Annotated in this window: 28 protein-coding genes; 23 read left to right on the top strand and 5 right to left on the bottom strand. The window is 72.4% G+C overall.

What is annotated here, in order from left to right:
• Nucleotides 1-157: 157 nt before the first annotated feature.
• On the bottom strand, nt 158-523 hold the full coding sequence (locus GTY67_RS32830; protein WP_161281448.1) for a VOC family protein: 366 nt from the start codon (nt 521-523) through the stop codon (nt 158-160).
• A gap of 199 nt (nt 524-722) precedes the next feature.
• On the opposite strand from GTY67_RS32830, the gene GTY67_RS32835 reads away from it, so the two are divergent.
• Complete coding sequence (locus tag GTY67_RS32835; protein WP_161281449.1) at nt 723-1,841, top strand: substrate-binding domain-containing protein; 1,119 nt, start codon at nt 723-725, stop codon at nt 1,839-1,841.
• Here GTY67_RS32835 and GTY67_RS32840 read toward each other — a convergent pair.
• On the bottom strand, nt 1,798-2,274 hold the full coding sequence (locus GTY67_RS32840; protein WP_161281450.1) for a MarR family transcriptional regulator: 477 nt from the start codon (nt 2,272-2,274) through the stop codon (nt 1,798-1,800). The genes GTY67_RS32835 and GTY67_RS32840 overlap by 44 nt on opposite strands.
• Nucleotides 2,275-2,711: 437 nt before the next feature.
• Here GTY67_RS32840 and urtA point away from each other — a divergent pair, with 437 nt between their 5' ends.
• The 8 genes from urtA to GTY67_RS32880 all read left to right on the top strand — a co-directional run bounded on the left by urtA (nt 2,712) and on the right by GTY67_RS32880 (nt 9,913).
• Nucleotides 2,712-3,962, top strand: a complete 1,251-nt coding sequence (urtA, locus tag GTY67_RS32845; RefSeq protein WP_093687817.1) for an urea ABC transporter substrate-binding protein — start codon at nt 2,712-2,714, stop codon at nt 3,960-3,962.
• Between the two features lie 40 nt (nt 3,963-4,002).
• Nucleotides 4,003-4,887, top strand: coding sequence for an urea ABC transporter permease subunit UrtB (gene urtB, locus GTY67_RS32850; protein WP_161281451.1), 885 nt, complete (start codon nt 4,003-4,005; stop codon nt 4,885-4,887).
• The gene (urtC, locus tag GTY67_RS32855) at nt 4,884-6,029 is read left to right on the top strand and encodes an urea ABC transporter permease subunit UrtC (RefSeq protein ID WP_161281452.1); all 1,146 of its coding nucleotides are present in this window, start codon (nt 4,884-4,886) and stop codon (nt 6,027-6,029) included. The genes urtB and urtC overlap by 4 nt, the downstream gene beginning before the upstream one ends.
• Nucleotides 6,026-6,811: an urea ABC transporter ATP-binding protein UrtD gene (gene urtD / locus GTY67_RS32860; protein WP_161281453.1), complete on the top strand. Its 786-nt coding sequence runs from the start codon at nt 6,026-6,028 to the stop codon at nt 6,809-6,811. Before urtC ends, urtD begins: the two co-directional genes overlap by 4 nt.
• 5 nt (nt 6,812-6,816) lie before the next feature.
• The gene (gene urtE, locus GTY67_RS32865) at nt 6,817-7,512 is read left to right on the top strand and encodes an urea ABC transporter ATP-binding subunit UrtE (RefSeq protein WP_093688214.1); all 696 of its coding nucleotides are present in this window, start codon (nt 6,817-6,819) and stop codon (nt 7,510-7,512) included.
• A 102-nt stretch (nt 7,513-7,614) separates the two neighbouring features.
• Nucleotides 7,615-8,298, top strand: a complete 684-nt coding sequence (locus GTY67_RS32870; protein WP_093687825.1) for an ABC transporter permease — start codon at nt 7,615-7,617, stop codon at nt 8,296-8,298.
• Complete coding sequence (locus tag GTY67_RS32875) at nt 8,295-8,966, top strand: ABC transporter permease (protein ID WP_093687827.1); 672 nt, start codon at nt 8,295-8,297, stop codon at nt 8,964-8,966. The genes GTY67_RS32870 and GTY67_RS32875 overlap by 4 nt, the downstream gene beginning before the upstream one ends.
• On the top strand, nt 8,963-9,913 hold the full coding sequence (locus GTY67_RS32880; RefSeq protein ID WP_161281454.1) for an ABC transporter substrate-binding protein: 951 nt from the start codon (nt 8,963-8,965) through the stop codon (nt 9,911-9,913). Before GTY67_RS32875 ends, GTY67_RS32880 begins: the two co-directional genes overlap by 4 nt.
• A 4-nt stretch (nt 9,914-9,917) precedes the next feature.
• Here GTY67_RS32880 and GTY67_RS32885 read toward each other — a convergent pair whose 3' ends face one another.
• Entirely contained in the window at nt 9,918-10,814 is an 897-nt protein-coding gene (locus GTY67_RS32885; RefSeq protein ID WP_161281455.1) for a nitroreductase/quinone reductase family protein, read from the bottom strand.
• 335 nt (nt 10,815-11,149) lie between these two features.
• Here GTY67_RS32885 and GTY67_RS32890 point away from each other — a divergent pair, with 335 nt between their 5' ends.
• Nucleotides 11,150-11,446 (top strand): DUF2087 domain-containing protein, encoded by a 297-nt coding sequence (locus GTY67_RS32890; protein WP_093687832.1) that lies wholly within the window; start codon nt 11,150-11,152, stop codon nt 11,444-11,446.
• A 38-nt stretch (nt 11,447-11,484) separates the two neighbouring features.
• Nucleotides 11,485-11,688 carry a hypothetical protein gene (locus tag GTY67_RS32895; RefSeq protein WP_141712238.1) on the top strand — a complete coding sequence of 68 codons (204 nt, stop codon included), beginning with the start codon at nt 11,485-11,487 and terminating at the stop codon, nt 11,686-11,688.
• Between the two features lie 48 nt (nt 11,689-11,736).
• On the opposite strand, the gene GTY67_RS32900 is transcribed toward GTY67_RS32895, so the two are convergent.
• A complete protein-coding gene (locus GTY67_RS32900) occupies nt 11,737-12,900 on the bottom strand; it encodes a betaine/proline/choline family ABC transporter ATP-binding protein (protein WP_093687834.1) in 1,164 nt (387 codons plus the stop codon).
• A gap of 127 nt (nt 12,901-13,027) precedes the next feature.
• Between GTY67_RS32900 and GTY67_RS32905 the strand changes: the two genes are divergently transcribed.
• On the top strand, nt 13,028-14,323 hold the full coding sequence (locus GTY67_RS32905; protein ID WP_161281456.1) for an alpha/beta fold hydrolase: 1,296 nt from the start codon (nt 13,028-13,030) through the stop codon (nt 14,321-14,323).
• Nucleotides 14,324-14,338: 15 nt separating this feature from the next.
• On the opposite strand, the gene GTY67_RS32910 is transcribed toward GTY67_RS32905, so the two are convergent.
• On the bottom strand, nt 14,339-14,914 hold the full coding sequence (locus GTY67_RS32910) for a rhodanese-like domain-containing protein (RefSeq protein ID WP_093687838.1): 576 nt from the start codon (nt 14,912-14,914) through the stop codon (nt 14,339-14,341).
• A 152-nt stretch (nt 14,915-15,066) separates the two neighbouring features.
• Here GTY67_RS32910 and GTY67_RS32915 point away from each other — a divergent pair, with 152 nt between their 5' ends.
• The 11 genes from GTY67_RS32915 to GTY67_RS32965 all read left to right on the top strand — a co-directional run bounded on the left by GTY67_RS32915 (nt 15,067) and on the right by GTY67_RS32965 (nt 25,784).
• Nucleotides 15,067-15,801 (top strand): PIG-L deacetylase family protein, encoded by a 735-nt coding sequence (locus GTY67_RS32915; RefSeq protein WP_161281457.1) that lies wholly within the window; start codon nt 15,067-15,069, stop codon nt 15,799-15,801.
• A gap of 60 nt (nt 15,802-15,861) precedes the next feature.
• A complete protein-coding gene (locus GTY67_RS32920) occupies nt 15,862-16,461 on the top strand; it encodes an XRE family transcriptional regulator (protein WP_161281458.1) in 600 nt (199 codons plus the stop codon).
• A gap of 139 nt (nt 16,462-16,600) precedes the next feature.
• Nucleotides 16,601-17,566 (top strand): NADPH:quinone oxidoreductase family protein, encoded by a 966-nt coding sequence (locus GTY67_RS32925; RefSeq protein WP_161281459.1) that lies wholly within the window; start codon nt 16,601-16,603, stop codon nt 17,564-17,566.
• Nucleotides 17,563-18,753, top strand: coding sequence for an acyl-CoA dehydrogenase family protein (locus tag GTY67_RS32930; RefSeq protein ID WP_161281460.1), 1,191 nt, complete (start codon nt 17,563-17,565; stop codon nt 18,751-18,753). The genes GTY67_RS32925 and GTY67_RS32930 overlap by 4 nt, the downstream gene beginning before the upstream one ends.
• Complete coding sequence (locus GTY67_RS32935; RefSeq protein WP_161281461.1) at nt 18,750-19,868, top strand: acyl-CoA dehydrogenase family protein; 1,119 nt, start codon at nt 18,750-18,752, stop codon at nt 19,866-19,868. The genes GTY67_RS32930 and GTY67_RS32935 overlap by 4 nt, the downstream gene beginning before the upstream one ends.
• 135 nt (nt 19,869-20,003) lie before the next feature.
• Nucleotides 20,004-20,519 (top strand): hypothetical protein, encoded by a 516-nt coding sequence (locus GTY67_RS32940; RefSeq protein ID WP_161281462.1) that lies wholly within the window; start codon nt 20,004-20,006, stop codon nt 20,517-20,519.
• A gap of 156 nt (nt 20,520-20,675) precedes the next feature.
• On the top strand, nt 20,676-22,292 hold the full coding sequence (locus GTY67_RS32945; protein ID WP_161281463.1) for an ABC transporter substrate-binding protein: 1,617 nt from the start codon (nt 20,676-20,678) through the stop codon (nt 22,290-22,292).
• 23 nt (nt 22,293-22,315) lie between these two features.
• Nucleotides 22,316-23,281: an ABC transporter permease gene (locus tag GTY67_RS32950; RefSeq protein ID WP_093687854.1), complete on the top strand. Its 966-nt coding sequence runs from the start codon at nt 22,316-22,318 to the stop codon at nt 23,279-23,281.
• A complete protein-coding gene (locus GTY67_RS32955) occupies nt 23,274-24,131 on the top strand; it encodes an ABC transporter permease (protein ID WP_161281464.1) in 858 nt (285 codons plus the stop codon). The genes GTY67_RS32950 and GTY67_RS32955 overlap by 8 nt, the downstream gene beginning before the upstream one ends.
• Nucleotides 24,131-25,117: an ABC transporter ATP-binding protein gene (locus tag GTY67_RS32960; RefSeq protein WP_093687858.1), complete on the top strand. Its 987-nt coding sequence runs from the start codon at nt 24,131-24,133 to the stop codon at nt 25,115-25,117. Before GTY67_RS32955 ends, GTY67_RS32960 begins: the two co-directional genes overlap by 1 nt.
• Nucleotides 25,110-25,784, top strand: a complete 675-nt coding sequence (locus GTY67_RS32965; RefSeq protein WP_093687860.1) for an ATP-binding cassette domain-containing protein — start codon at nt 25,110-25,112, stop codon at nt 25,782-25,784. The genes GTY67_RS32960 and GTY67_RS32965 overlap by 8 nt, the downstream gene beginning before the upstream one ends.
• Nucleotides 25,785-25,789: the final 5 nt, after the last annotated feature.

Genomic DNA, 25,789 nt, shown 5'->3' on the forward strand with positions numbered 1-25,789 from the left:
CCGGTTCTCCGAGCCCGGTACAGGTGGGGGCGGACACCGCCCGTTCCCGGGCGGCGATCCGTTCTGTCAGTGATCAAGACGGCAGCGGGACGCCCGGGGTTGCTCGAACCGCGCAGGACGTTCTCCGGAACCTCCCTGGGGCGCAACCCCTCGGCCGTCAGCCGGCGCGGGGCGGCTCGTGCAGGCCGAAGGGGGAGCCCTGGTCGTCGCGGCAGAGCCGGAACCGGCCGAACCGGGCGGCCGACTCGTCGTCCTCGCCGAGGTCGGTGCCCTCCACGCTGCCGCCCAGCTCGCGCACCTGCGCCACCGCCGTGGCCATGTCGTCGACCCGGAAGAAGAGGTACGGGCCGCCCCCGGGGTCACCGCCGTGGACGCCGCCCTGCCCGCTGGGGGTCCCGATCGCGTAGCCGCCCTCGCCGGAGGGGCCCGCCTCGAAGTGCCAGCCCAACAGGGCGCCGTAGAACGTCCGGGCCTTCTCGGGATCGTCCACCCCGAGCTCGAAGAAGGAGATCTCGCCGGCCATCGCGGGTACCTGCCGTCTCTACGGGGCTGCGCACGCCGGAACGCCCACGCACGCCCCTTCCACCGTACGGCGACGGCCCCGCCCACGCACCGGCGCCGTACGGCATCCCCGTACGTCTACCAACCGGTTACGTCTACGAATCGGTCTCGATCGTGGCGCCCGGCCGGGCCGGGGCAGGTGGTGGGGCAATCATGGGGGCATGTCACGGCCTCCGACGCACCTCCGCAGCCCCGAGTGGGTCACGGTGGACGCGTCCGTGCTGAACGTGGCGCTGGTGTATCCGATGCAGGGGCCCGCCGGGATCTTCGGGCCGGGGTGCGAGGCGTGTGCGCGGCTGGCCGTGGAGGAGGTCAACGCGGCGGGCGGCGTGCTGGGGCGGGAGCTGCGGCTCCTGGAGGTGGACGGCGGGGCGGCGCCGTCGAGGGTCGCGGGGGAGGTCGAGGCGCTGGTGGCGGCGGGGGCGGTCCAGGGGGTCACCGGCTGGCACATCAGCTCGGTGCGGCAGGCGGTGGCGCCACGGGTCGCGCACCGGGTGCCGTACGTCTACACCGCGCTGTACGAGGGCGGCGAGCGGACCGAGGGCGTCTTCATGACGAGCGAGACCCCGGCCTGGCAGCTGCTCCCGGCGATGCGGATGCTCGCGCGGACGCGGGACGTGCGCCGCTGGTTCGTCGTCGGGAACGACTACGTCTGGCCGCGGAACTCCGCCCGCGCGGCCCGCCGGTACGCCCGGGAGGCGCGGGGGCGGGTGTGCGGGGAGGCGTATCTGCCGCTGGGGACGGACGACTTCGCCGGTGTCCTGCGGCGTATCGAACGGGCGGACGCCGACGGTGTGCTGATTCTGCTCGTGGGCAGCGACGCGGTCCGGTTCAACCGGGCGTTCGCCGCAGCCGGGCTGGACGCCCGCTGCCTGCGGCTGAGCACACTGATGGACGAGAGCATGCTCCTGGGCAGCGGCCCCGATGCGACCGTCGACCTCTACAGCACGGCCGGGTTCTTCGCCTCGCTCGCGGACGGGAACAGCATGGACTTCCACGGCCGTTACGCGGCCCGCTTCGGCCCGGACGCACCGGTCCCCGGCAGCCTCGGCGAGTCCTGCTACGAGGGTGTGCTGCTGCTCGCCGCGCTCATCGAACGCGCACGCACCCTGGATGTGTCCGCCATCGGCGCGGCCGCCGGCCAGGTCCGGTACGAGGGTCCGCGCGGCCTGCTCGGCCTGGACGGGCGGCATGTGCGCCAGCGCATCTATCTGGCGGAGGCCGACGGCCTCGATTTCACCGTGCTCGCCCAACTTCCTTCGCCGAGGGATTTGTTGTGACGCCCTCGCCGCCCGCCAGCCCGTCGGACAGCCGGCCGAGCAGCGGCATCAGCTGATCCTCCTCGTCCTCCGTGAGCCCCGGCGACGACGGCCCCCACTCCGCCCGCACCGCGCGGGAGAGCTGCCGGCGGCGCCGCAGGCCCCGGGGAGTGAGCTGGGCGAGGACCCGGCGGCGGTCGGTGGGGTCGACGCGGCGGAACACCAGGTTCTGGTCGACGAGTTGGTCGACGATCTTGGTGAGGGTCGGCGCGGGCAGGGCGGCGTCCTCGGCGAGGGCCGTCATCGTCCGGCCCCCGTCGTCGGAGAGCAGTTCGAGGACCCGCCACGCGTCGACGGAGCAGTCGTACGCGTCGAGTGCGGACTGGACGCGCCGCGCCGCGAGGCGCTCGGCCCGGGTCAGCAGGTGGAGCAGTTCCTGGGGCTGCCTCGCCATCGCACTCCTCGGGCTCGCGTCCGCACGGCCCCGCGGTGGGGGCGCGTCGGAGCCTACAGCCGATCACCGCGCCTCCGGCAGGAATTCGCCGAATCCGATCCTTTCCGGTGGAAGCAATGAATACACCGGCCGGTAAGTCTTCCACCGCCGCATCCGGGTGACGTCGGCTCATATGGAGACCGACCGCGAATTACTTCCGTCGGAAACTGTTCCTCAACTGCGGTGCAACGCACCGGAAACAGTTCCGCCGCAGGCTGTGGACCACTTCAGCGACCAGCCCGGCGGCCACCCCGGAACGGCTGGGATCCGTGCTGTCGAAACGGCCGCACCGAGCACCTCAGGTGCCGATCCGTTCCCCGCCCTTCCCTCGACTCCCTCCCTTTCCTCGCCCAGAGGAATCCGCTCGCACCGCCCTCAGGGGCAAGGAGGTATGTGACATGTCCGGGCTCATCACCAGGCGCGGTCTCCTGACCGGCATCTCCGCTCTCGGCGCCGGCGCCGCGCTCAGCGCCTGCGGCGCGAAGACCGGCGGCGACACGTCGAAGGCCGCCGGCGCCAAGGCCGACACCTCCGGCTCCACCGTCAAGGTCGGCCTGCTGAACTCGCTCTCCGGCACGATGGCGATCAGCGAGGTGACCGTCCACAACGCGCTGCTCCTCGCGGTCAAGGAGATCAACGCCGCCGGCGGCGTCCTCGGCAAGAAGCTGGAGCCGGTCAGCCAGGACGGGGCCTCCGACTGGCCGACCTTCGCCGAGAAGGCGCAGGCGCTCATCACGGACTCCAAGGTCGTCGCGACCTTCGGCTGCTGGACCTCGGCCAGCCGCAAGGCGGTGAAGCCGGTCTTCGAGCGGAACAAGTCGCTGCTGTTCTACCCCGTGCAGTACGAGGGCCTGGAGCAGTCCCCGTACATCTTCTACTCCGGTGCCACCACCAACCAGCAGATCGTGCCCGCTCTCGACTACCTCAAGAAGCAGGGCCTCACCAAGCTCTACCTCGTCGGCAGCGACTACGTCTTCCCGCGCACCGCCAACAAGATCATCAAGACGTACGCGAAGGCCAACGGCATGGAGGTGCTCGGCGAGGACTACGCGCCCCTGGGCTCCACGGAGTTCGCGACCATCGTCAACAAGGTCAAGGGCGCGGGGGCCGACGCGGTCTTCAACACCCTGAACGGGGACAGCAATGTGGCCTTCTTCAAGGAGTACAAGTCCGCCGGGCTGACCGCGAGGAAACTGCCCGTGCTCTCCGTCTCCATCGCGGAGGAGGAGGTCAAGAGCATCGGAACGCAGTACCTGGAAGGGCAGTTGACGGCCTGGAACTACTACCAGACCACGCCCGGTGCGGCGAACGAGAAGTTCGTCGCCGCGTATCAGGCGGCGTACGGCAGGAACAAGCCCACCAGCGATCCGATGGAGGCGGCGTACATCTCCGTCCACCTGTGGAAGGCGATGGTCGAGAAGGCGGGGTCGTTCGACGTCGAGAAGGTGAAGGCGGCCTCCGACGGGATCGAGTTCGACGCACCGGAGGGCAAGGTCACGGTCGACGGGGCTACGCAGCACGTCCACAAGACCGCCCGTATCGGCAAGGTCACCGCGAACGGGCTCATCGAGGAGGTCTGGAACTCGGGCGGACCCATCAAGCCGGACCCGTACCTGAAGGGCTACGACTGGGCGGCGGACCTGTCCTGAGGCCGACGCGAAACCTGTCCCTCCGACCCGGAGCCGCTCCATGACGGTCATCCTCAACCAGTCCTTCACCGGCGTCAGCATCGGCGCCGTCCTCCTCCTCATCGCCCTCGGCCTGACCCTCACCTTCGGGCAGATGGGCGTGATCAACATGGCGCACGGCGAGTTCATCATGGCCGGCGCCTACACCACGTACGTCCTTCAGAAGTCGATCGGCGACGCGGGGATATCGCTGCTCCTCGCCCTGCCGGTCGCCTTCCTCGTGGCCGGGTCCATGGGCGCACTCCTGGAGTGGCTGCTCATCCGGCGTCTTTACACACGGCCGCTGGACACCCTGCTGGTGACCTGGGGTGTCTCGCTGATGCTCCAGCAGCTGGCGCGGGACATCTTCGGCGCGCCGAACGTGCAGACCAGAGCGCCGGACCTGCTGACGGGGAGCGTGTCCATCGCGGGGGTGACGCTGGCGAACAGCCGGCTGTTCATCCTCGGGTTCGCGCTGCTGTGCGTGTTCGGCCTGGCGGCGACGCTGCGGACCACACCGCTGGGCCGCCGGATCAGGGCGGTGGTGCAGAACCGGGACCTCGCGGAGGTGTCCGGGATCGCGACGGGGCAGGTGGACCGGACGACGTTCTTCATCGGCTCCGGGCTGGCGGGCATGGCGGGCGTCGCGCTGACGCTGATCGGCCCGATCGGACCGACGACCGGCACCAACTACATCGTGGACGCCTTCCTGGTCGTGGTCGTCGGCGGCATCGGACGGCTCAGAGGAGCGGTCATCACCGCGTTCGCCCTCGGCCTGTTGCAGTCGGTCCTCGAATACTCCACGACCGTGAGCGTGGCGAAGGTGGTGGTCCTCGTGGGGATCGTCGCCTTCCTCCAGTGGCGACCGCAGGGCCTCTACACCGTACGCACCAGGAGCCTGGTATGACGACGACCAGCACACCCCCGGCGCCCGCCCCGGCCACCGAACCCCCGGCCGCGCCGCAGGCCCCACCGTTCCTGAGCCGCTTCCGGACCCCCGCCGCCTTCCTGCTCGGCGCCGTGCTGCTGGTGGGCGTCGCCCCGCTGGCCCTGTCGGACTTCCGGCTCGGGCTGCTCGCCAAGTACCTCTGCTACGGGATCGTCGCGGTCGGCGTCAGCCTCGCCTGGGGCCGGGGCGGGCTGCTGGTGCTCGGGCAGGGCGTGTTCTTCGGCCTCGGCGGCTACGCCATGGCGATGCACCTCAAGCTCGCCGACGCGGCGGCGACCGGTGAGACCCTGCCGGACTTCATGCTGCTGTACGGCACCGAGGGCGGGCTGCCCTGGTGGTGGCAGCCGTTCGCGAACCCGGCGTTCGCGCTGGTCATGACGGTGCTGCTGCCGATGGCCGTCGCCGCGCTGCTCGGCGTGCTCGTCTTCCGCCGCCGGGTGAAGGGGGCGTACTTCGCCATCCTCAGCCAGGCGCTGGCCGCCGCGCTGGCGATCTGGCTGGTCGGCCAGCAGGCCACCACGGGCGGCACCAACGGCCTCACCGACTTCCAGGGCTTCTTCGGCTACGACCTGAACGACCCGGTCAACCAGCGGATGGTGTACATCATCATCGCGGTCGCCCTGCTGCTCCTGATGGCCGGCGCCCGGCAGCTGTTCGTCAGCCGTTACGGCGAACTCCTCATCGCCGTACGGGACTCCGAGGAGCGGGTGCGCTTCCTCGGCTACAACCCGGCCAACGTCAAGCTGGTGGCGTACGTTGTCGCGGCAGGCATGGCGGGTCTGGCCGGGGCGCTCTTCGTACCGGCCGTGGGAATCATCTCCCCGGCGCTGATCGGGGTCGTGCCCTCCATCGGCTTCGTCATCGGCGCGGCCGTCGGCGGGCGGGCGTCGCTGGTGGGCGCGGTCCTCGGGGCGATCGCGGTCGCCTGGGCGCAGAGCACGCTCTCCGACGCGTGGCCGGCCGGGTGGACCTACCTCCAGGGCCTGCTGTTCGTCGTCGCGGTCGGCTTCCTGCCCGGCGGACTGGCCTCGCTGAGGACGGTGCTGCGCGGACGGCGGAAAGCCGACGGAGTCAGGACAACCAAGGGAGTGACCACATGAGCGGCGAAGGACTGACCGTCCGCGACCTGCGGGTGACGTTCGACGGGGGAGTCAGTGCCGTCGACGGCGTCGACCTGGACATCAGCCCGGGCGACCTGCGCTTCCTGATCGGGCCGAACGGCGCGGGCAAGACCACCCTGGTCGACGCCGTCACCGGCCTGGTCCGGGCCACCGGATCGATCCGCTTCGGCGGTGAGGAGATCATCGGCGAGCCCGTGCACCGCATCGTCCGCCGGGGCATCGGCCGCACCTTCCAGACGGCGACCGTCTTCGAGCAGCTGACGGTGGAGCAGAACCTCGACATCGCGGCGGGCGCCGGCCGCAGCGCGCTCACCCTGCTCCGGCGCCGCAAACACGTCCCCGATGCGGTGGACAAGGCGCTGGAGACCACCGGCCTGACCGCGCTCCGCCACCGCCCCGCCGGGGTACTGGCCCACGGCCAGAAGCAGAGCCTGGAGATCGGCATGCTCCTCGTCCAGGACGTGAAGCTGCTGCTCCTCGACGAGCCCGTCGCCGGGATGAGCCACGACGAGCGCGAGTCCACCGGCGCGCTGCTCCAGCGGATCAGCGAGGACCGCACCGTCGTCGTCATCGAGCACGACATGGACTTCATGCGCTCCTTCGCCCGCAGCGTCAGCGTCCTGCACGCCGGCAAGGTGCTCAGCGAGGGGACGGTCACCGAGGTCCAGGCCGACGCCAAGGTCCAAGAGGTCTACCTCGGCCGCGCCTCCGAACCGGAGCCGTCGGCAGCCGTTCCCGTCCCCGTCAGCGAAGAGGTGTGACCGCCGTGCTGGAGATCAACGACGTCCACGCCGGCTACGACCGCACGACCGTCCTGCACGGCGTGACCGTAGCCGTTCCGGACGACGGCGTCGCCGCCGTCCTCGGCCACAACGGCGCCGGCAAGAGCACCCTCCTGCGCACCGCCATGGGCCTCATCAGGCCCTCGCGCGGCACCGTCCTCCTCGACGGCGAGGACATCACCCGCCTGGCCCCCCACCAGCGGGTCGCCCGCGGTATGGCGTACGTCCCCCAGGGCCAGCAGTCCTTCCCCCACCTGACCACCGCCGAGAACCTCCGGCTCGTCGCCGACGGCTCCCCGCGCGGCGGCCGCGACGCCATCGCGGAGGCCCTCGACCTCTTCCCCGTACTCCGCGAACTCGCCCACCGCCGGGCCGGCCTCCTCTCCGGCGGCCAGCGCCAGCAACTCGCCATCGCCCGCGCCCTCGTCACCCGCCCCCGGCTCCTGCTCCTCGACGAACCGACCGAGGGCATCCAGCCCTCCGTCGTCGCCGAGATCGAGGCCACCATCCTCTCCCTGGCCGCACGCGGCGGCCTCTGCGTCCTCCTCGTCGAACAGCACGTCGGCTTCGCCATGCGGGCGGCGGACCGCTACTACGTCCTGGAGGCGGGCCGGGCCACCTCGTCGGGGGAGGGGGGAACGGGTGCGGAGCGGACGGTCCGGGAGGCGCTGAGCGTGTGATCGGCGGGCCGGGAGCGCTCGCCGCGGCCATCCCGTCCCCGAACACCCCCGGACGGACGAACAACACGGGCGGCGATCCCGCGCCCGCGCTGGAATGGGCGGGTGACGGCACCCCCGGACGACTGCCTCGCACGCAACGAGTGGATCTGCGGCGCCTACCTCTCCAGCCGCCGGGAGATCCTCTGGGACGCTGCCCTCCAGCACCTCCAGCTGACCGCGCTCGCCGTACTCACCGCCCTCGCCCTCGCCGTTCCGCTGGCCCTCGCCGCCCGCCGCTGGCGGTGGGCGGCCGGCCCCGTGCTGGGGCTGACGACGATCCTCTACACCATCCCGTCGCTGGCGATGTTCTCGCTGCTGCTGCCGGTGTACGGGCTCTCCGCCGCGCTCGTCGTCACCGGGCTCGTCCTCTACTCGCTGACCCTGCTCGTCCGCAACATCCTCGCCGGGCTCCGGGCCGTCCCCGAGGAGACCCGGCAGGCCGCACGCGGCATGGGGTACGGGCCGCTGCGCCTGCTGCTCGCCGTGGAGCTGCCGCTCGCCCTGCCCGCAGCGATGGCCGGACTGCGGATCGCCACCGTCTCCGCCGTCTCCCTGGTCACCGTGGGCGCGATCGTCGGGTACGGCGGGCTCGGCAACCTCATCTACTCCGGGATGAACACCTACTTCAAGGCCCAGGTGCTGACCGCCTCCGTGCTCTGCGTCGTCATCGCCGTCGCCGCCGACCTGCTCCTCCTGGGAGCACAGCGGCTGCTGACCCCCTGGACGCGGAGGGGAAGCGAGTCATGAAGACGCTCTCCGACACCTGGTCCTGGCTCACCACCGCCACCCACTGGTCCGGCCCCGACGGGATCTGGAACCGGCTCGGCGAACACCTCTTCCTCACCGTCGTCTGCCTGCTCATCAGCTGCCTGATCGCGCTGCCCGTCGCCCTGGTCCTCGGCCATCTCGGCAAGGGCGGCGCGCTCGCCGTCAACATCTCCAACATCGGCCGGGCGGTGCCCACCTTCGCCGTGCTCGTCCTGCTGCTGCTCACCCCCGTGGGCACGTACGGCCAGTGGTCGACGATCATCGCGCTCGTGCTGTTCGCCGTGCCGCCGCTGCTCACCAACGCCTACGTGGGGATGCGCGAGGTGGACCGGGACGTGGTGCGGGCGGCCCGGGGGATGGGCATGACCGGGCGCCAGATGCTGTGGAGCGTGGAGCTGCCGCTGGCCCTCCCGCTGATCCTCACCGGCGTGCGGATCGCCGCCGTGCAGCTGGTCGCCACCGCCACCCTCGCCGCCCTGGCCGGAGGCGGCGGACTGGGCCGGATCATCACCGCCGGGTTCAACCTCGCCTCCACCCCGCAGGTGGTGGCCGGGGCCATCCTGGTGGCGGTCTTCGCCCTCCTCGTCGAGAGCCTCTTCGAGGCGGGGCAGCGGATGGCACCCAGCCGGGGGAGGGAGGCCGCATGACCCACCTGAACCGCGCCCTCGCCGGGCTCCTCCTGCTCGTCGCCACCGCTTGCACCACCGGCCCCAGCCTGGAGAACCAGGGCGAGGTCACCGCGCCGCCCGGCGACAGCAAGGAGCTGACCATCGGCTCGGCAGGCTTCACCGAGAGCGACCTGCTGGCCCAGATGTACGCCCTCCTCCTGGAGCGCGCCGGATACTCCACCGACATCGTCTCCGTCACCAACCGGGAGATCTACGAACCCGCCCTGGAAAGCGGCCAGATCGACGTCGTACCGGAGTACGCGGCGACCTTCGCCGACTGGCTGAACGCCAAGGCCGACGGAGCCGACGCGGCCCCCGTCGGATCACCCGACCTCGCCGCCACCATGAAGGCGCTCCGCGCGCTCGCGGCCCCGCGCGGGCTCATGGTGCTGGACCCCGGCCGGGCCGTCGACCAGAACGCCTTCGCGGTCGCCGCCTCCTACGCGAAGAAGCACGGCCTCAAGACCCTCAGCGACCTGGGCCGGGCGAAGCTCCCGGTGCGCCTCGCGGCGGGCGACGAATGCGTACAGCGGCCCTACTGCGCACCCGGGCTGAAGAAGACGTACGGCATCGACATCGTCGCCGTCGACCCGAAGGGCGTCGGCACCACCCAGGCGAAACAGGCCGTCCAGAACGGTCAGGACCAGATGGTGCTGACCACCACCACCGACGCCACCCTCGACCAGTTCGGACTGGTCCTGCTGGCGGATGACAAGAAGCTCCAGAACGCCGACTACGTGGTCCCCGTCGTCAACCGCGCCCGCGCCGGGAGCGATGGCGTACGCGACGCCCTCGGCCGGCTCAACACCGTCCTGACCACCGCCGACCTGGCGTCCATGAACGAACAGGTCGACAGCTGGCGCAGGCTCCCCGAGGACGTCGCACGCACCTACCTGGAGTCGAAGAAGCTCATCCCGAAGGGCTGAGCACTCAAGGTGCCGGTGGCCACGGCACATCCGCCAGCAGCGGCAGGATCTCGGCCTCCTCGTAGTAGAGGTGGGCGGTCAACTCCTCGGTCATTCGGGCCAGTTCGGTACGGAAGCGCTCCGGCTCGGCGATGGAGATGCCCGCCAGCAGAGCCGCGAGCGACGCCTGCACGGCCGCGATGGACCGGTGCTCGTCCCGGAGCCGGTCGAAGACGTGCCCGAGATGCGGGTGGTGCCCCTCCATCACCGGGAACACATGGCCGTCCTCGCTCGTGTGATGGAACTCCAGCGCCTGGCAGAACGCCAGGCAGCGCTGCCGGATCTGGAGGCCGAGACCGGGCGGGGGCGGTGCGCCCGCTCCCCGGTGGGCGGCACGGGTGGCGAAGTGCGCCTCCGTCTCCGCGTGCACCTGGGCCAGTTGGCCGCGCAGCCAGGTGTGCACCTCGGTGAGCTTGCCGGCCAGCGAGGTGACCGTGGGCGCCGGTTCCCGCGGGTCGGGGAGGTGCAGGACCACGACCGGCAGCACCCGGTCGGTCGCCGCCTGGTACTCCGCGTAGCCGGGGGCCTCGGCCACCACCCGGGCGAAAAGTTCGTCGCGCGCGGGCCCTTCGGCGGGTACGGCGAGGGTCTGGAACTCCTGGTCGCCCAGCTCCACTTGGACCGTCGGCCGGGCCAGGAGGTTGTGGTACCAGTCGGGGTGGTGCGGGGCGCCGAGGTTCGAGCCGGCGACCAACAGCCGGTCGCCGTCGCGGACATGGCCGAGCGGGGTGGTGTGGGGCTTGCCGGTACGGGCGCCGGTGGTGGTCAGCAGGAGGAGGTCGGAGCCGGCGAAAGGGCCGCCGACCTTGCCCGCGTTGGCGCGGAACTCGTCGATGACGGACTGCTGGAAGGCAGAGGGCATGGGTGTTCTGGGTCTCCCGGAAGAAGTGTGGACACGGCGCGGCGCGGGGCGCGGGTGCGGCCGGAACGGCGGCAGGCGCGGACGCGCAGGCGTCGGGTGTCAGAAGCAGCGGGCGGTGAGTGGACTCATCACGTCGTCCCTGGAAGAAGGTGCTGGCTTGACCGCCGGCCGGCCCAGATCTCTTTGGCCGACGTCACGCTGCACGCGGACCATTAGAACGAGAGCGCCCCGCGCTGTCAACGCGAGCCCCAGCCCTTCCCGACGTGCCCCCGACGCGCCTCCGGCGTGCGGAAAACGCGTTGCCCGCCCGTCCGACGCCTGCGACGCTCGGGCCCATGCCTGAACAACAGACCCTTTCGCCGCAGCAGTCCGCCCGCCGTACGCACCCGGTCACCGCCCTCTTCACACACGGCCGGCTGGTCACGATCCCGCGCAAGCAGGCCCGGCTGGAGCAGCTGCTCGTGCACCTCGCCGGGACGCTGTTCGAGCGCGACCGCTCGTACACCGAGCGGGAGGTCAACGAGGCGCTGCTCACCGTCCACGAGGACTGCTCCGCGCTCCGCCGCCACCTGGTCGTCGCCGGGCTGCTGGTCCGGCCCCGGGACGGCAGCAGCTACCGGCGCGGCAGGTGACCTCGCGCCCCTGCGGCCCGGGATGAGATCCTGCCCTCATGGGGATTCTGCGTAAGGCGTGCACGCGCTGCAAGAAGCGGGGGCGGCTGCGGGGCGGAGTGTGCCGCCGATGCCGGTTGAAGGAGCACGGGGCCGACGCGGCCGACACCGGTACCGATGTCGCGGAGGCCGTGGTGGAGGCCGGTGCGCTGGGAGCGGTGGGGCGCGTGTTCGGTGCGATCGCCCGCGCGCTGTTCAACTGACCGGCCGCACAAGGGACCTGCCGAGGGCGGCCGGCTCACCGCGCCCCCTCACGCGTCCGCCACCGAGTCGAAGTCCACCTCCTCGCGCCCCACGCCCTGCGCGTCCGCGTCCACCGACCGGCGCAGCGCCTCGTGGAGCTTCGCCGGGGTGAGGACCCCCAGGAACCGGGCCCCGTCCAGCACGGCCACCCACCCCGCGTCGTGCTGGAGCATCTCGCTGAACGCCTGCTTCAGCGGGGCCCCGACCGGCACCCACGCCTCCATCCGGCGGGCCAGCGCGCCCACCGTCCCCCGCTCCCCGGCGCTCCGCAGCGCGTCCGCCGACACCCAGCCGTGCAGCTCGCCCGTGCCGTTCAGCACCACCGCCCAGCGGGCCCCCGCCGCCCGCAGCCGCTCCGCCGCCGCCGACGCGGGCTCCTCCAGCCGGGCCACCGGCGGCTCCTCCAGGTCCTCCGCCTCGATCGCGGTCACCGACAGCCGCTTCAACCCCCGGTCGGAGCCCACGAATCGGGCGACGTACGGGGTCGCCGGGGTGCCGAGCACGGCGGCCGGGGTGTCCAGCTGTTCGATGCGCCCCTCCCCGTACACCGCGATCCGGTCGCCCATCCGCACCGCTTCCTCGATGTCGTGCGTGACCATCAGGACCGTCTTGCGCACCCGCTCCTGGAGGGCCAGGAACTCGTTCTGCAACCGCTCCCGCACCACCGGGTCCACCGCCCCGAACGGCTCGTCCATCAGCAGCACCGGCGGATCCGCCGCCAGCGCCCGCGCCACGCCGACCCGCTGGCGCTGGCCGCCGGAGAGCTGCGACGGATAGCGCGAGCCGTACGTCTTCGGGTCCAGGCCCACCAGGTCCAGCAGCTCCGCCGCCCGTTCCCGGGCCCGCGCACGTTTCCAGCCGACCAGTGCGGGGACGGTCGCGGTGTTGTCCAGGACCGTGCGGTGCGGGAAGAGGCCGACCTGCTGGATCACATAGCCGATCCGGCGGCGCAGCTTCACCGGGTCGATCCCGGCGATGTCCTCGCCGTCCACCAGGATCCGGCCCGACGTCGGCTCGATCAGCCGGTTCACCATCATCATCGTGGTCGTCTTGCCGCAGCCGGACGGCCCGACCAGCGTCACCAGCTCACCCTCCGCCACCTCGAAGGAGAGCCCGTCGACCGCCGTCGTACCGTCCGGGTAGACCTTGCCGACCTGCTCGAACCGGATCATGTCTGCACGCTAGGAGCAGCCCGGGCGCGGCGCACACGGGCCGGGACTGTCCGGGTCACCCGCCCCTGCGCCGACGGAGGCCGACCATGTGCTGAACTGGCGCCGACCCCCGACACAGGAGCACCCCGTGACCAGCTACCGCCAGCCCGGCGTCGTCCTCACCGACCGGCGTTTCACCGTCCCCCTCGACCACAGCGACCCCGGTGGTGAGCAGATCGAGGTGTACGGGCGCGAGGCCGTGGCCGCCGGGCGGGCGGGGGAGGAGCTGCCCTGGCTGGTCTACCTGGAGGGCGGCCCCGGCTTCGGCGCCCGCCGGTTCACCGGTACGGAGGCCTGGCTCGGCCGGGCGCTGCGCGAGTTCCGCGTGCTCCTCCTCGACCAGCGCGGCACGGGCCTGTCCACGCCCGCCAACCGGCAGACCCTGCCGCTGCGCGGCGGCCCGCGCGAACAGGCCGACCACCTCGCCCACTTCCGCTCCGACGCCATCGTCCGGGACTGCGAGCTGATCCGGCGGCACGTCACCGGCGGCGCGCCCTGGACGGTGCTCGGCCAGTCCTTCGGCGGGTTCTGCGCGGTCCGTTACCTCTCCTCGGCGCCCGAGGGGCTCGCGGCGGTCCTCATCACGGGCGGGCTGCCCTCGCTGGACGCCCACGCGGACGACGTCTACCGGGCCGCGTACCCCCGTATCGAACGCAAGGCCGCCGCGCATTACGCCCGCTACCCGCAGGACGTCGACCGGGCCCGCGCCATCGCCGCGTACCTCGCCGAACACCGCCCCGAGAGCGCCGGCCACCGGCTGACCCCCGAACTCTTCCAGTCGCTCGGCCACATGCTGGGCACCGGCAGCGGCAGCCACCAGCTCCACTACCTGCTGGAGAACGCGTTCGTCCGCACCCCGCACGGCACCGAACTCTCCGACACCTTCCAGGAGGGCCTGCGCTCCGCCACCTCGTTCGCCGGGCACCCGCTCTACGCCCTGGTACACGAGGCGATCTACGGGTACGGCGAGCGGCCCACCGGCTGGTCCGCCGAGCGGGTCCGCGCCGAGTTCCCGCAGTTCGACGCCGCTGCGGCCCTGGCGGGCGACGGGCCGGTCCTCTTCACCGGCGAGACCATCCACCCCTGGCACTTCGACGTCGACCCGGCGCTGCGCCCGCTCCGCGAGACCGCCGAACTCCTCGCGCAGCGCACCGGCTGGCCCGCGCTCTACGACCCCGAGCGGCTCGCCGCCAACGAGGTGCCCGTCGCCGCCGCCGTCTACCACGACGACATGTACGTGGACACCGAGCACTCGCTGCGCACCGCCGCCGCGATCCGGGGGCTGCGCACCTGGGTCACCAACGAGTACGAGCACGACGGGGTGCGCGCGGGCGGTCCGCGTGTGCTGGACCGGCTGCTGGCGATGGTCAGGGACGAGGCCTGACCACCGCGGCGGACGTCAGCGCTGGAGCGCCTCCAGCGTGGCGTCCAGGTCCGTGGTGCCCGAGCGCGAAGCCCGGTTGTACGGGAGCTTCGACAGGGCCGAGGCCATGCCGCAGGTGTTGGTGACGGCCGAGAAGACCAGGCCCGAGCCGATGCCCGCGGAGAGCCAGCGGGCGGCCGGGAAGCGGATGCCCGCCACCAGCCCGGCCACCACCAGCGAACCGGCCGCGAGCCGCACCTGCCGCTCCATGGGCCAGACGGCGCGGGCGCCCTCGGGCCGGTCCAGGCCGCGGCCGTCACCCTCCCAGGCGGACGTGCCGCCGGTCAGCGTGGCGGCCTCGATGTCGGCGCCCGCGAGGATCTCGCAGGCCCGGGTGGAGCGGACCCCGGAGGCGCACACCACCAGCAGCGAGCCGCGGGCCGAGGCGGACTTCAGGGCGGGCAGGGCGTCGGGCAGCTTGTCCAGCGGGATGTTGAGCGCGCCGGGTACATGGCCCGCGGCGTACTCGCCGGGAGCCCGCACATCGATCACGGTGAACTCCTCCAGACGGGCTGCGGCCTGGGCGGGGGAGAGGGATGCGGGGCTGGTCACGAGCGGTTCCTTTCGTCGACCGGGGCGGCGCGCGGGAGGGCTGGGACTCTACACGTGTCTCCAGCACGGCCGAGCGGCTCGGCATTCCCGTCCTCCTACCCGGGAATCCGCCGGTCACGGCCCGGGCCGGTGATCGTCGGTAGCCTGCGGGTATGACGCAGCAGCCGCTCGAACCCCTGCCCGCCGACTGGAGCCGCGCCCTGGCGGTGGTCGCCCACCCCGACGACCTGGAGTACGGCGCTGCGGCCGCCGTGGCCGACTGGACCGACGGCGGCCGTGAGGTCGTCTACCTCCTCGCCAGCCGGGGCGAGGCCGGGATCCACACCCTGCCGCCCGAGGAGTGCGCCCCGCTGCGCGAGCGGGAGCAGCGGGCGAGCGCCGCCGTCGTCGGAGTCCGTACGGTGGAGTTCCTGGACCACCGCGACGGGGTGATCGAGTACGGCACCGGGCTGCGCCGCGACATCGCCGCCGCCATCCGCCGCCACCGCCCCGAGCTCGTCGTCACCCTCAACCACCGGGACACCTGGGGCGGCGCGGCCTGGAACACCCCCGACCACCGGGCCGTCGGCCGGGCCACCCTGGACGCCGTCGCCGACGCGGGCAACCGGTGGATCTTCCCGGAGCTGAAGGAGCAGGGTCTGGAGCCCTGGGACGGGGTGCGGTGGACCGCCGTGGCGGGCAGCGACCGGCCCACGCACGCGGTGGACGCGACGGCGGGGTTCGAACGTTCCGTGGAGTCCCTGCTCGCGCACCGGACCTATATCGAGGCCCTGACGGCGGACGAGCCGGAGACCTACTGCCGGTCCTTCCTTGAGGGCATGGTGCGGGCCGAGGCCGACCGGTTCGGCGGGCGTCCGGCGGTCGCCTTCGAGGTCTTCGCCCACTGACACCACCATGAACAGGGAGGCGGGATTGACAATCCCGCTTGCCGATTCTGCAATGGGCACATGAAGGAACACGACCGGGAAGACCCCGAACTCGACGCCGTCCTCACCGGGGTCGGCCCCCGGCTGCGCCGCCTGCGCAAGGACCGCGGGGTCACCCTCTCCGCGCTCTCCGCCGCCACCGGAATCTCCGTCTCCACCCTCTCCCGGCTGGAGTCCGGCGGCCGCCGCCCCAGCCTGGAGCTGCTGCTCCCGATCGCCCGCGCCCACGAGGTCCCCCTCGACGACCTGGTGGGCGCCCCGCCCGTGGGGGACCCCCGGGTGCGGGCCAAGCCGATCGTGCAGCACGGCCGGACGATGCTGCCGCTGACCGCCCGCCCCGGTGGACTCCAGGCGTACAAGATGGTGCAGGAGGCGGGCAGCGGGGAGGAGCCGGAGCAGCGCACGCACGAGGGGTACGAGTGGCTGTTCGTGCTCTCCGGGAAGCTGCGGCTGCTGCTGGCCGAGCACGATCTGGTGCTGGAGCCGGGCGAGGCCGCCGAGTTCGACACCCGGCTGCCGCACTGGTTCGGACCGGCGGAGGACAAGCCCGTGGAGTTCCTCAGCCTCTTCGGTCCGCAGGGCGAGCGGATGCATGTGAGGGCGAAGCCGAAGCGGGGCTGAGGGGCTCGGTGCGGGGCCCGACGAGGTGTTCCCAGATGGGCAAGCGACCGCTTAGTATGCGCCGGAGCAGTGGTTACGCGAGCAGTGGAAATGCCGACAGCGGCAGCGGTTGATGCCGACAGTGTTGTGGAGGCCCCTCATGCAGGCATGGCGAGTGCACCGGAACGGCGAGCCGGGCGAGGTGATGAGCCTGGAGGAGACGGACCGGCCCGCCCCCGGCGATGGACAGGTGCTCGTCCGGGTCGCCGCGGCGAACGTCAACTTCCCCGACGCCCTGCTCTGCCGGGGCCAGTACCAGGTGCGGCCGCCGCTGCCGTTCACCCCGGGCGTCGAGGTGTGCGGCACGACGGAGGACGGACGGCGCGTCCTCGCCACCCCCGCCCTGCCGTACGGCGGTTTCGCCGAGTACGTCGTCGCGGACGAGGCGGCCCTGCTGCCCGCCCCCGACGCCCTGGACGACGCCGAAGCGGCCGCTCTCCACATCGGCTACCAGACCGGCTGGTTCGGCCTGCACCGCCGCGCGAACCTCCGGGCGGGCGAGACCCTCCTCGTCCACGCGGCGGCGGGCGGTGTCGGCAGCGCGGCCGTCCAGCTCGGCAAGGCGGCGGGCGCCACCGTGATCGGCGTCGTCGGCGGACCGGAGAAGGCGGCCGTCGCCCGCGAGCTCGGCTGCGACCTGGTCGTCGACCGGCGAAGCGAGGACATCGTCGCCGCCGTGAAGGAAGCCACCGGCGGGCGCGGCGCGGACATCGTCTACGACCCGGTCGGCGGCGAGGCGTACGCCAAGTCCGTCAAGTGCATCGCCTTCGAGGGCCGTGTCCTCGTCGTCGGCTTCGCCAGCGGCAACATCCCCGCCCCGGCGCTCAACCACGCCCTGGTGAAGAACTACTCGATCGTCGGGCTGCACTGGGGCCTCTACAACGCCAAGGACCCGGCAGCCGTCCGCGCCTGCCACGACGAGCTGACCAAGCTGGCCGCTCAGGGGATCGTGAAACCCCTGATCAGCGAGCGTGTCGAGATGGCCGGAGCCGCCCAGGCGGTCCAGCGCGTCGCCGACGGCACCAGCACCGGCCGGATCGTCGTCCTGCCCGGAGGTGTCCGATGAGCCCCGCCGTCGACGCCAACGACGTCCGCCGCCGCACCCGCGAACTCCTCGCCGCGCACCCGCCCGCCACGACCGACCGTACCGACTTCCTGAAGGCCCGGTTCGACGCAGGCCTGGCCTGGGTCCACTACCCCGTGGGCCTCGGCGGACTCGACGCGCCCCGCTCCCTCCAGCAGGTCGTCGACGCCGAACTCGCCGCCGCCGACGCGCCGGACAACGACCCGCGCCGCATCGGCATCGGCCTCGGCATGGCCGCGCCCACCATCCTCGGTTTCGGCACCGACGAACAGAAGCAGCGCTTCCTGCGCCCGCTCTGGGTGGGCGAGGAGGTCTGGTGCCAGCTCTTCAGCGAGCCCGGCGCCGGCTCCGACCTCGCGGCGCTCGCCACCCGCGCCGTCCGCGACGGCGACGACTGGGTGGTCGACGGGCAGAAGGTCTGGACGTCCAGCGCCCATGTGGCCCGCTGGGCGATCCTCATCGCCCGCACCGACCCGGACCTCCCCAAGCACCGGGGCATCAGCTACTTCATCTGCGACATGACCGACCCGGGCGTCGACGTCCGGCCGCTGCGCCAGATCACCGGGGAGGCCGAGTTCAACGAGGTCTTCCTCTCCGGCGTACGCATCCCCGACAGCCGCCGCCTCGGCCCGGTCGGCGAGGGGTGGAAGGTCGCCCAGACCACGCTGATGAACGAGCGGGTCTCCATCGGCGGCTCCCGCATCCCGCGCGAGGGCGGCATGATCGGCCCGGTCTCCCGGACCTGGCGTGACCGCCCCGAGCTGCGCACCCACGACACCCACCAGCGCCTGCTCACCCTCTGGGTGGAGGCCGAGGTCGCCCGGCTCACCGGGGAGCGGCTGCGCCAGCAGCTCGTCGCCGGACAGCCGGGGCCCGAGGGCTCGGGCATGAAGCTCGCCTTCGCCCGCCTCAACCAGCAGATCAGCGGCCTGGAGGTCGAACTGCTCGGCGACGAGGGCCTGTTGTACGGCGACTGGACCATGGTCCGCCCGGAGCTGGTCGACTTCACCGGCCGCGACGCCGGCTACCGCTACCTCCGCTCCAAGGGCAACTCCATCGAGGGCGGCACCAGCGAGGTCCTGCTGAACATCGTGGCCGAGCGCGTTCTCGGGCTGCCCGCCGAACCCCGCAACGACAAGGACGTCGCCTGGAAGGACCTGAGCCGATGACCGCGCCCACCCAGCCCCCCGCCACCCCCGACCTCCTCTACTCCCAGGACGAGGAGGACCTGCGCTCCGCCGTACGCGCCCTCCTCGCCGACCGGGCCGACGCGCCGACGGTGATCGCCGCGACCGAGTCCGACACGCCGTACGACCCGAGGCTCTGGGAGGCGTTGGCCACCGGCATCGGCGCCGCCGGACTCCTCGTACCGGAGAAGCTCGGCGGCCAGGGCGCGTCCCACCGGGAGGCCGCCGTGGTCTTGGAGGAGCTGGGCCGCAGCGTGGCCCCGGCCCCGTACCTGACCAGCTCCGTCGTGGCCACCCAGACCCTGCTCGGGCTCGCCGGGGACGACGGTCCGGCCGCCGCGCTCCTGGGCGAGCTGGCCTCCGGCACGCGTACGGCGGTGCTCGCCGTGCCCTTCGCCACGCCGCCCGCGGGGGCGCAGGCGGCCCTCACCTCACTCGACGGCACGGTACGGGGAGTCGCCGACGCGGCGGTGGCCGATGTCCTGCTGGTGCCGACCGCCGAAGGGCTGTACGCGGTCGAGGCTGCGGCCCCCCGAGTGGCGGTGGAACCCCTCGTACCGCTGGACCTGACCCGACCGCTCGCCACCCTCACCCTGACCGGCGCCACCGGGACCCTGCTCGCCGACGCGGACGCGAGCGCCACCGCCGTACGGCGTGGTCTGCTCGCCGGGGCCGGACTGCTCGCCTCCGAACAGCTCGGGATCGCGGAGTGGTGCCTCACCGAGACCGTCCGCCACACCCGCGAACGCCACCAGTTCAACCGGCCGGTGGGCTCGTTCCAGTCGCTCAAGCACCGCATGGCGCAGCTGTGGCTGGAGGTCGTCTCGGCCCGCGCCGCCGCCCGCAACGCCGCCGACGCGCTGGCCACCCACAGCCCCGACGCCCCGCTCTCGGTCGCGGTGGCCCAGGCGTACTGCTCGGGCGTCGCGGTCCACGCCGCCGAGGAGTGCGTGCAGCTCCACGGCGGTATCGGGATGACGTGGGAGCACCCGGCCCACCTCTACCTCAAGCGCGCCAAGGCGGACTCCATCGCGTACGGCTCGGCGGGCAGCCACCGCGAGGCCGTCGCGGAACTGGCGGAGCTGCCGGCGCCGTAGGGCCTGAACGCCTCGGTCCGCTCGCCCGTTCCGGTGGTGTGCTCGTGCGGGGCGATCCGTTCCGCCGCCGTGGGCGTTTGTCCGTGGGGCGCGCGTGCGCCCGGGGACACGACGGACAAGGGTGTGAGGCAGGCGATGACGGACCTGGATCGCAGGAGCATTCTCCAGCTGACCTCGGCGGCGGCCATCGCCGGGGGGCTGGTCGCCGGGGCGGGCGGCACGGCGCACGCGGCGCGCAGGGCGGACCGCCGGATCGTCCTGACCGGCAGGCGTACGGGCGCGAACATCCCGGACGTCCTCACGGTCGGCGTCCCGTACTTCGTCCGGTACGAGCTGTCGGACGCGCAGGGCGGCATCGTGGGCACCGAGAACGCCCACTGCCTGCCGGTCACGGTGGGGCTGGAGGGCTCGTCCGTCCTGGCGACGCTGGTCCTGGCCCTCGACGACGGGCTGATCACGGCTGCCACGGCCTTCCAGCGGCCGCTTCCCGCCGTGACGGAGTCCCCGGTGAACGCTCAGCCGTGGTCCCACGTCTTCGCGATCACCGGGGGGACGGGGTCCTACGTCGGCGCGGCGGGCTCGGTCACCATCGACCACCGGACGCGGGACGAGGACGTGCTCACCATCGACCTGGCCGACGCTTCGCTGTAGGCGGGAGCGGTCGGCTCCCTGAGTGGCCACCCTTTCGTACCGGCCCCGGTGCACTCGTCCCGCCTGTCGGGGCGGGGTGTACCGGGGCCTTTTACATCCTGTTTAATTGCATACTGTTCGCAATAACAGTCGATCTTGAACAGGGATGTGCAGAGTATGACGGCCCGATCGATACGGGGGGCGGTCGCCGCCACGCTGGTGACCGCACTGTCCCTGACCGCGGCAGCCTGCTCCAACCCGGACAGCCCGAAGGCCGGTTCCGGAACCGGGACCACCTCGGCCGTCGTCGGCATCGCCTACGAGCCCGACAGCCTGAGCCCGCTGCTCGGCTACGGCAAGGACGGCAACTCCAAGATCTTCGACGGGCTGCTGGCCCTGGACGCCGACATGAAGCTCCAGCCGGCCCTCGCCACCGCACTCCCCGAAGTCAGCGGGGACGGGCTGACGTACACGTACAAGCTGCGTCAGGGTGTGAAGTTCAGCGACGGGAAGGCGTTCGGCGCCAAGGACGTCGTCTTCACCTACCGCACCATCCTCGACGCGAAGACCAACAACCCCTCCCGCACCGAGCTGGACGCCGTCAAGGACGTCACCGCCAAGGGCGAGGACACCGTCGTCTTCACGCTCAAGTACCCCTACGCCCCCTTCGCCCAGCGCACCGTCCTGCCCATCGCCCCCGAGCACATCGCGGGCAAGCAGGACGTCAACAACGGCGCCTTCACCACCCGGCCCATCGGCACGGGACCGTACGTCCTCACCAAGTGGTCCAAGGGCGAGAAGCTCAGCTTCACCGCCAACCCCCACTACTGGGGCGGCGAAGCCGAGGTGAAGAAGTTCACCATGGCGATCATCAAGGACGACGACGTACGCGCCACCCGGCTGCGCTCCGGCGACCTGGACGGCGCGATCCTGCCGCCCAACCTGGCCAAGGGGTTCGCGGACGACAAGGGCAAGAAGACGTACGCCGCGAACAGCTACGACTACCGCACGGTGACGCTGCCCACCAACAACAAGGTCGCCGGTGACACCGCCGTGCGCCGCGCCCTCGATGTCGCGGTCGACCGCCAGACCATGGTCGACGCCATCCTCAACGGCAGCGGCAAGCCCGCCTACGGGCCCGTCCCCACCGACAGCGAGTGGTTCACCAAGGGCACCGAGCGCAAGCACGACGTCGCCGCCGCGAAGAAGATCCTCGACGAGGCCGGGTGGACCCCCGGCAAGGACGGCGTCCGGGTCAAGGACGGCGTGCGCGCCACCTTCCCGCTCTGGTACCTGAGCGGCGACAAGCTCCGCCAAGAGCACGCCCTCGCCTACGCCTCCGACGCCAAGAAGGCGGGCATCGACATCCGCACCGAGGCCGGGACCTGGGAGGTCATCGAGCCCCGGATGAAGCACGACGCCGTGCTCGCGGGCGGCGGCTCGCCCGCCGACCCCGACTTCGACCAGTACACCCTGCTGAAGTCCTCGCTCGCGGGCGACGGCTTCAACAACATGGCCTGGTACGACAACAAGGCCGTCGACGCGGCGATCGAGGCGGGCCGCAAGAGCGGGGACAAGGCCGAGCGCAAGAAGGCGTACGACACCGTCCAGCGCGAGCTGGTGAAGAACCCGGGCTACACCTTCCTCACCCACATCGACCACCTCTACGTCGTCGACGACCGCTTCGGCCCCCTCACCACCCAGGTGGAGCCGCACGACCACGGCCTGGCCTCCGGCCCCTGGTGGAACGTCGAGAAGTGGAAGCCCGAAAGCACGGGAGACACGGAGAAGTGAAGCGCCGCCTCCCCTGGGGGCCGATGGCACGGATGACGGGACGGCGGGCCCTGTTCGCCGTCCCGGTCCTCCTCACCGTCACCTTCGGCGTCTTCGCCGTCGCCGCCGCGTCCCCCTTCGACCCCGTCAAGGCGTACGCGGGCACCGCAGGACTCACCGCCTCCCAGGAGAACCTGGACCAGCTCCGGGCCAACCTCGGCGCCGACCAGCCCCTCGTCACCCGCTGGTGGAACTGGCTGACCTCGGCCCTCCAGGGCGACCTCGGCGACTCCAGCGTGATGCGCCAGCCGGTGACCGACGTGATCGTCGAACGCATGGGCTGGTCCGTCCTGCTCGCCGCCTCCGCCTTCCTGATCGCGATCCTGCTCGGCACCGGACTCGGCGTCCTCGCCGCCCGCAGGCCCGGCGGCTGGCTGGACCGGGGCGTCAGCTCCGCCGCGTACACCCTGGAAGCCGCCCCTGCCTTCTGGCTCGGCCTCCTCGCGATCTGGCTCTTCGCCCTGAAGCTGGACCTCCTCCCGGCCGGCGGTCTCACCGACGCCGCCAGCGAGACCGTCACCTTCGGCCAGGTCGCCTCCCACCTGGTGCTCCCGGCCGCGGTGCTCGGGATCTCCCAGCTGCCGTGGTTCTTCCTGTACGTACGCCAAGGGGTCACCGACGCCCTCGCCGAAGACCCGGTGCGCGGGGCGCGCGCCCGGGGCCTGAGCGAGCGCACGGTGCTCCTCGGCCACGGCCTGCGCTCCGGGATGCTGCCGATGCTCACCCTGATCGGCTCCCGGGTCCCCGAACTCATCACCGGCGCCCTCCTCATCGAGACGGTCTTCAGCTGGCCCGGCATCGCCGCCGCCACCGTGGAGGCCGCCACTTCGGTGGACTTCTCCCTGCTCGCCGCGCTCACGGTGCTCGCCACCGCAGCCGTCCTGCTCGGCAACCTCCTCTCCGACCTGCTCTACGGACTCGCCGACCCCCGGGTGGCCTTCGATGGCTGAGACCGCACTCGCCCTTCCGGGCCGCACCACCCGCCGCATCCGGGTCGCCACCTCCGTGACCATCGTCGTCGCCGTCGCGCTCGCCGTGCTGATCGTGCCGCCGCTGGCCCAACTCGACCAGCAGGCCGTCGACCTCTCGAACAAGCTCCACCCGCCGTCCTGGGCGCACCCCTTCGGCACCGACGACGTCGGCCGCGATCTGCTGCTGCGCTGTGTCTACGGGCTCCGCGTCTCGCTGCTCGTCGGACTGGTCGCGGCCCTCACCGCCACCGTCATCGGCACCGCGATCGGCGCGCTCGCGGCGGCCTTCGGCGGCTGGACCGACCGGATCGTGATGCGGCTCGTCGACACCTTCTCCTCGGTGCCGCACCTGCTGCTCGGCATCTTCATCGTGGCGATGTTCCGGCCCGGCGTCTGGCCGGTGATCATCTCGGTGGCGCTCACCCACTGGCTCTCCACCGCCCGGATCGTCCGCTCCGAGGTGCTCTCGCTGCGCTCGCGCCCCTTCATCGACGCGGCCGTCTCCGGCGGCGCCTCCCGGGGCCGGGTCATCGTGCGACACCTGCTCCCCGGGGTGCTGCCGCAGGCCGGGCTGGCGGCGGTCCTCATGGTGCCGCACGCCATGTGGCACGAGTCCGCGCTCTCCTTCCTCGGGCTCGGCCTCCCCGCCCACCAGGCCAGCCTCGGCAACCTCGTCCAGTCCGCGCGCGGTTCGCTGCTCGCGGGGGACTGGTGGCCGACGCTCTTCCCCGGCCTCTTCCTGATCATCCCGACGCTCGCCCTGGCGGGGATCGCCGGAGCCTGGCGGGACCGGATCAACCCGCGCCGGAAATCGGAGCTGATGCTGTGATGCGCCCTCACGCCGTCCTTGACGTCCAGGACCTCTCCGTACGCTTTCGCATGCGCGGCGGCCGGGACATCGCCGCCGTCACCGGCGCCCGGTTCTCCGTCGCGCCGGGGGAGTGCCTCGCCCTGGTCGGCGAGAGCGGCTGCGGCAAGTCCGTCCTGGCCTCCGCCCTGCTCGGCCTGCTCCCGGCCAACGCCCGGACCACGGGGAGCGCGGTGCTCGGCGGGGACGTCGACCTGCTGACGGCGGGGGAGCGGACCCTTGCCCGTACGGTACGGGGACGGCGCATCGGCCTCGTACCGCAGAGCCCCGCCGCCCACCTCACGCCCGTGCGCACCGTCCGCGCCCAGCTGGAGGAGACCCTGCGCGAGCTGACCGGGGTGCGCGGGTCCGCCGCCGTCCGGGACGCGGCGGAGAAGGCCGCCGCGCGGGCCTCGTTCCCGGCCGACCACCTCGACCGCTACCCGCACGAACTCTCCGGCGGACTCGCCCAGCGCGCGGCCACCGCCCTCGCCCTGATCGGCGACGCGCCGCTGCTGCTCGCGGACGAGCCGACCACGGGACTCGACCGGGACCTGGTGGAGCGGACCGTCGACGAGCTGCGCCGCCACACCGACGAGGGCCGGGCGCTGCTGATCATCACCCACGATCTGGCGGCGGCCGAAAGGATCGCGGACCGGGTGGCCGTGATGTACGCGGGCCGGATCGTCGAGATCGCCGACGCCGGGCCGTTCTTCGGCGCCCCCGGCCCCCGCCACCCGTACGCCAGGGGGCTGCTGGACGCCCTGCCCGAACGGGACTTCGCCCCCATCCCCGGCATGCCGCCCGAGCTGGGTGCGCTCCCCGAGGGCTGCGCCTTCGCCGCCCGGTGCGTCCGCGCCGACACCCGCTGCACCGCCGAACGCCCGGCCTTCGACGACCGACTCGCCTGCCACCATGGGCTGACCGGCCGCGCGCATTCCCTCGTGAAGGAGGCCGCCGATGCTTGAGCTGACCGGCATCACCGCCGGATACGACCGCCGCGCCCCGGTCGTCCGCGATGTCTCCCTGAGCGTCGGGCACGGCGAGGCGGTGGGGCTGCTGGGCCCCAGCGGCTGCGGCAAGTCCACCCTGGCCAAGGTCGCCGCCCTCCTGCACCGCCCGGAGGCCGGAACCATGACCCTCGACGGAACGGTCGTACGCGGCTGGCGGCACCGCGCCCCGCAGGAGCAGCGCACGGCCGTGGGCGTCGTCTTCCAGCAGCCCCGCCTCTCCGCCGACCCCCGTCTCAGCCTGCGCGAACTCATCGCCCAGCCGCTCCGGTCCACCGGCCGCCGCCGCGAGGTCCCGGCCCGGGTGGCGGAACTGGCCCCGCTGGTCGGGCTCTCCGCCGAGCTGCTGGAGCGCCGCCCGCACGCGGTGAGCGACGGGCAGCTCCAGCGGGCCTGCCTGGCGCGGGCGCTCGTGCTGCGGCCGGGGCTGCTGATCTGCGACGAGATGACGGCGATGCTGGACGCCTCGACGACGGCCGCGCTGGTCGCGGTGGTGGAGGCCTACCGTGCGGAGTCCGGAGCCGCCCTGCTGGCCGTGGGCCACGACCGGGTCCTGCTGGAGCGCTGGTGCGACCGGACGGTCCGCTGGGGAGAGCGGGCCGTGGAGCGTGCCCCGGTGGGGTGAGGGGG

Source organism: Streptomyces sp. SID8374, assembly GCF_009865135.1.
Lineage (GTDB): Bacteria > Actinomycetota > Actinomycetes > Streptomycetales > Streptomycetaceae > Streptomyces.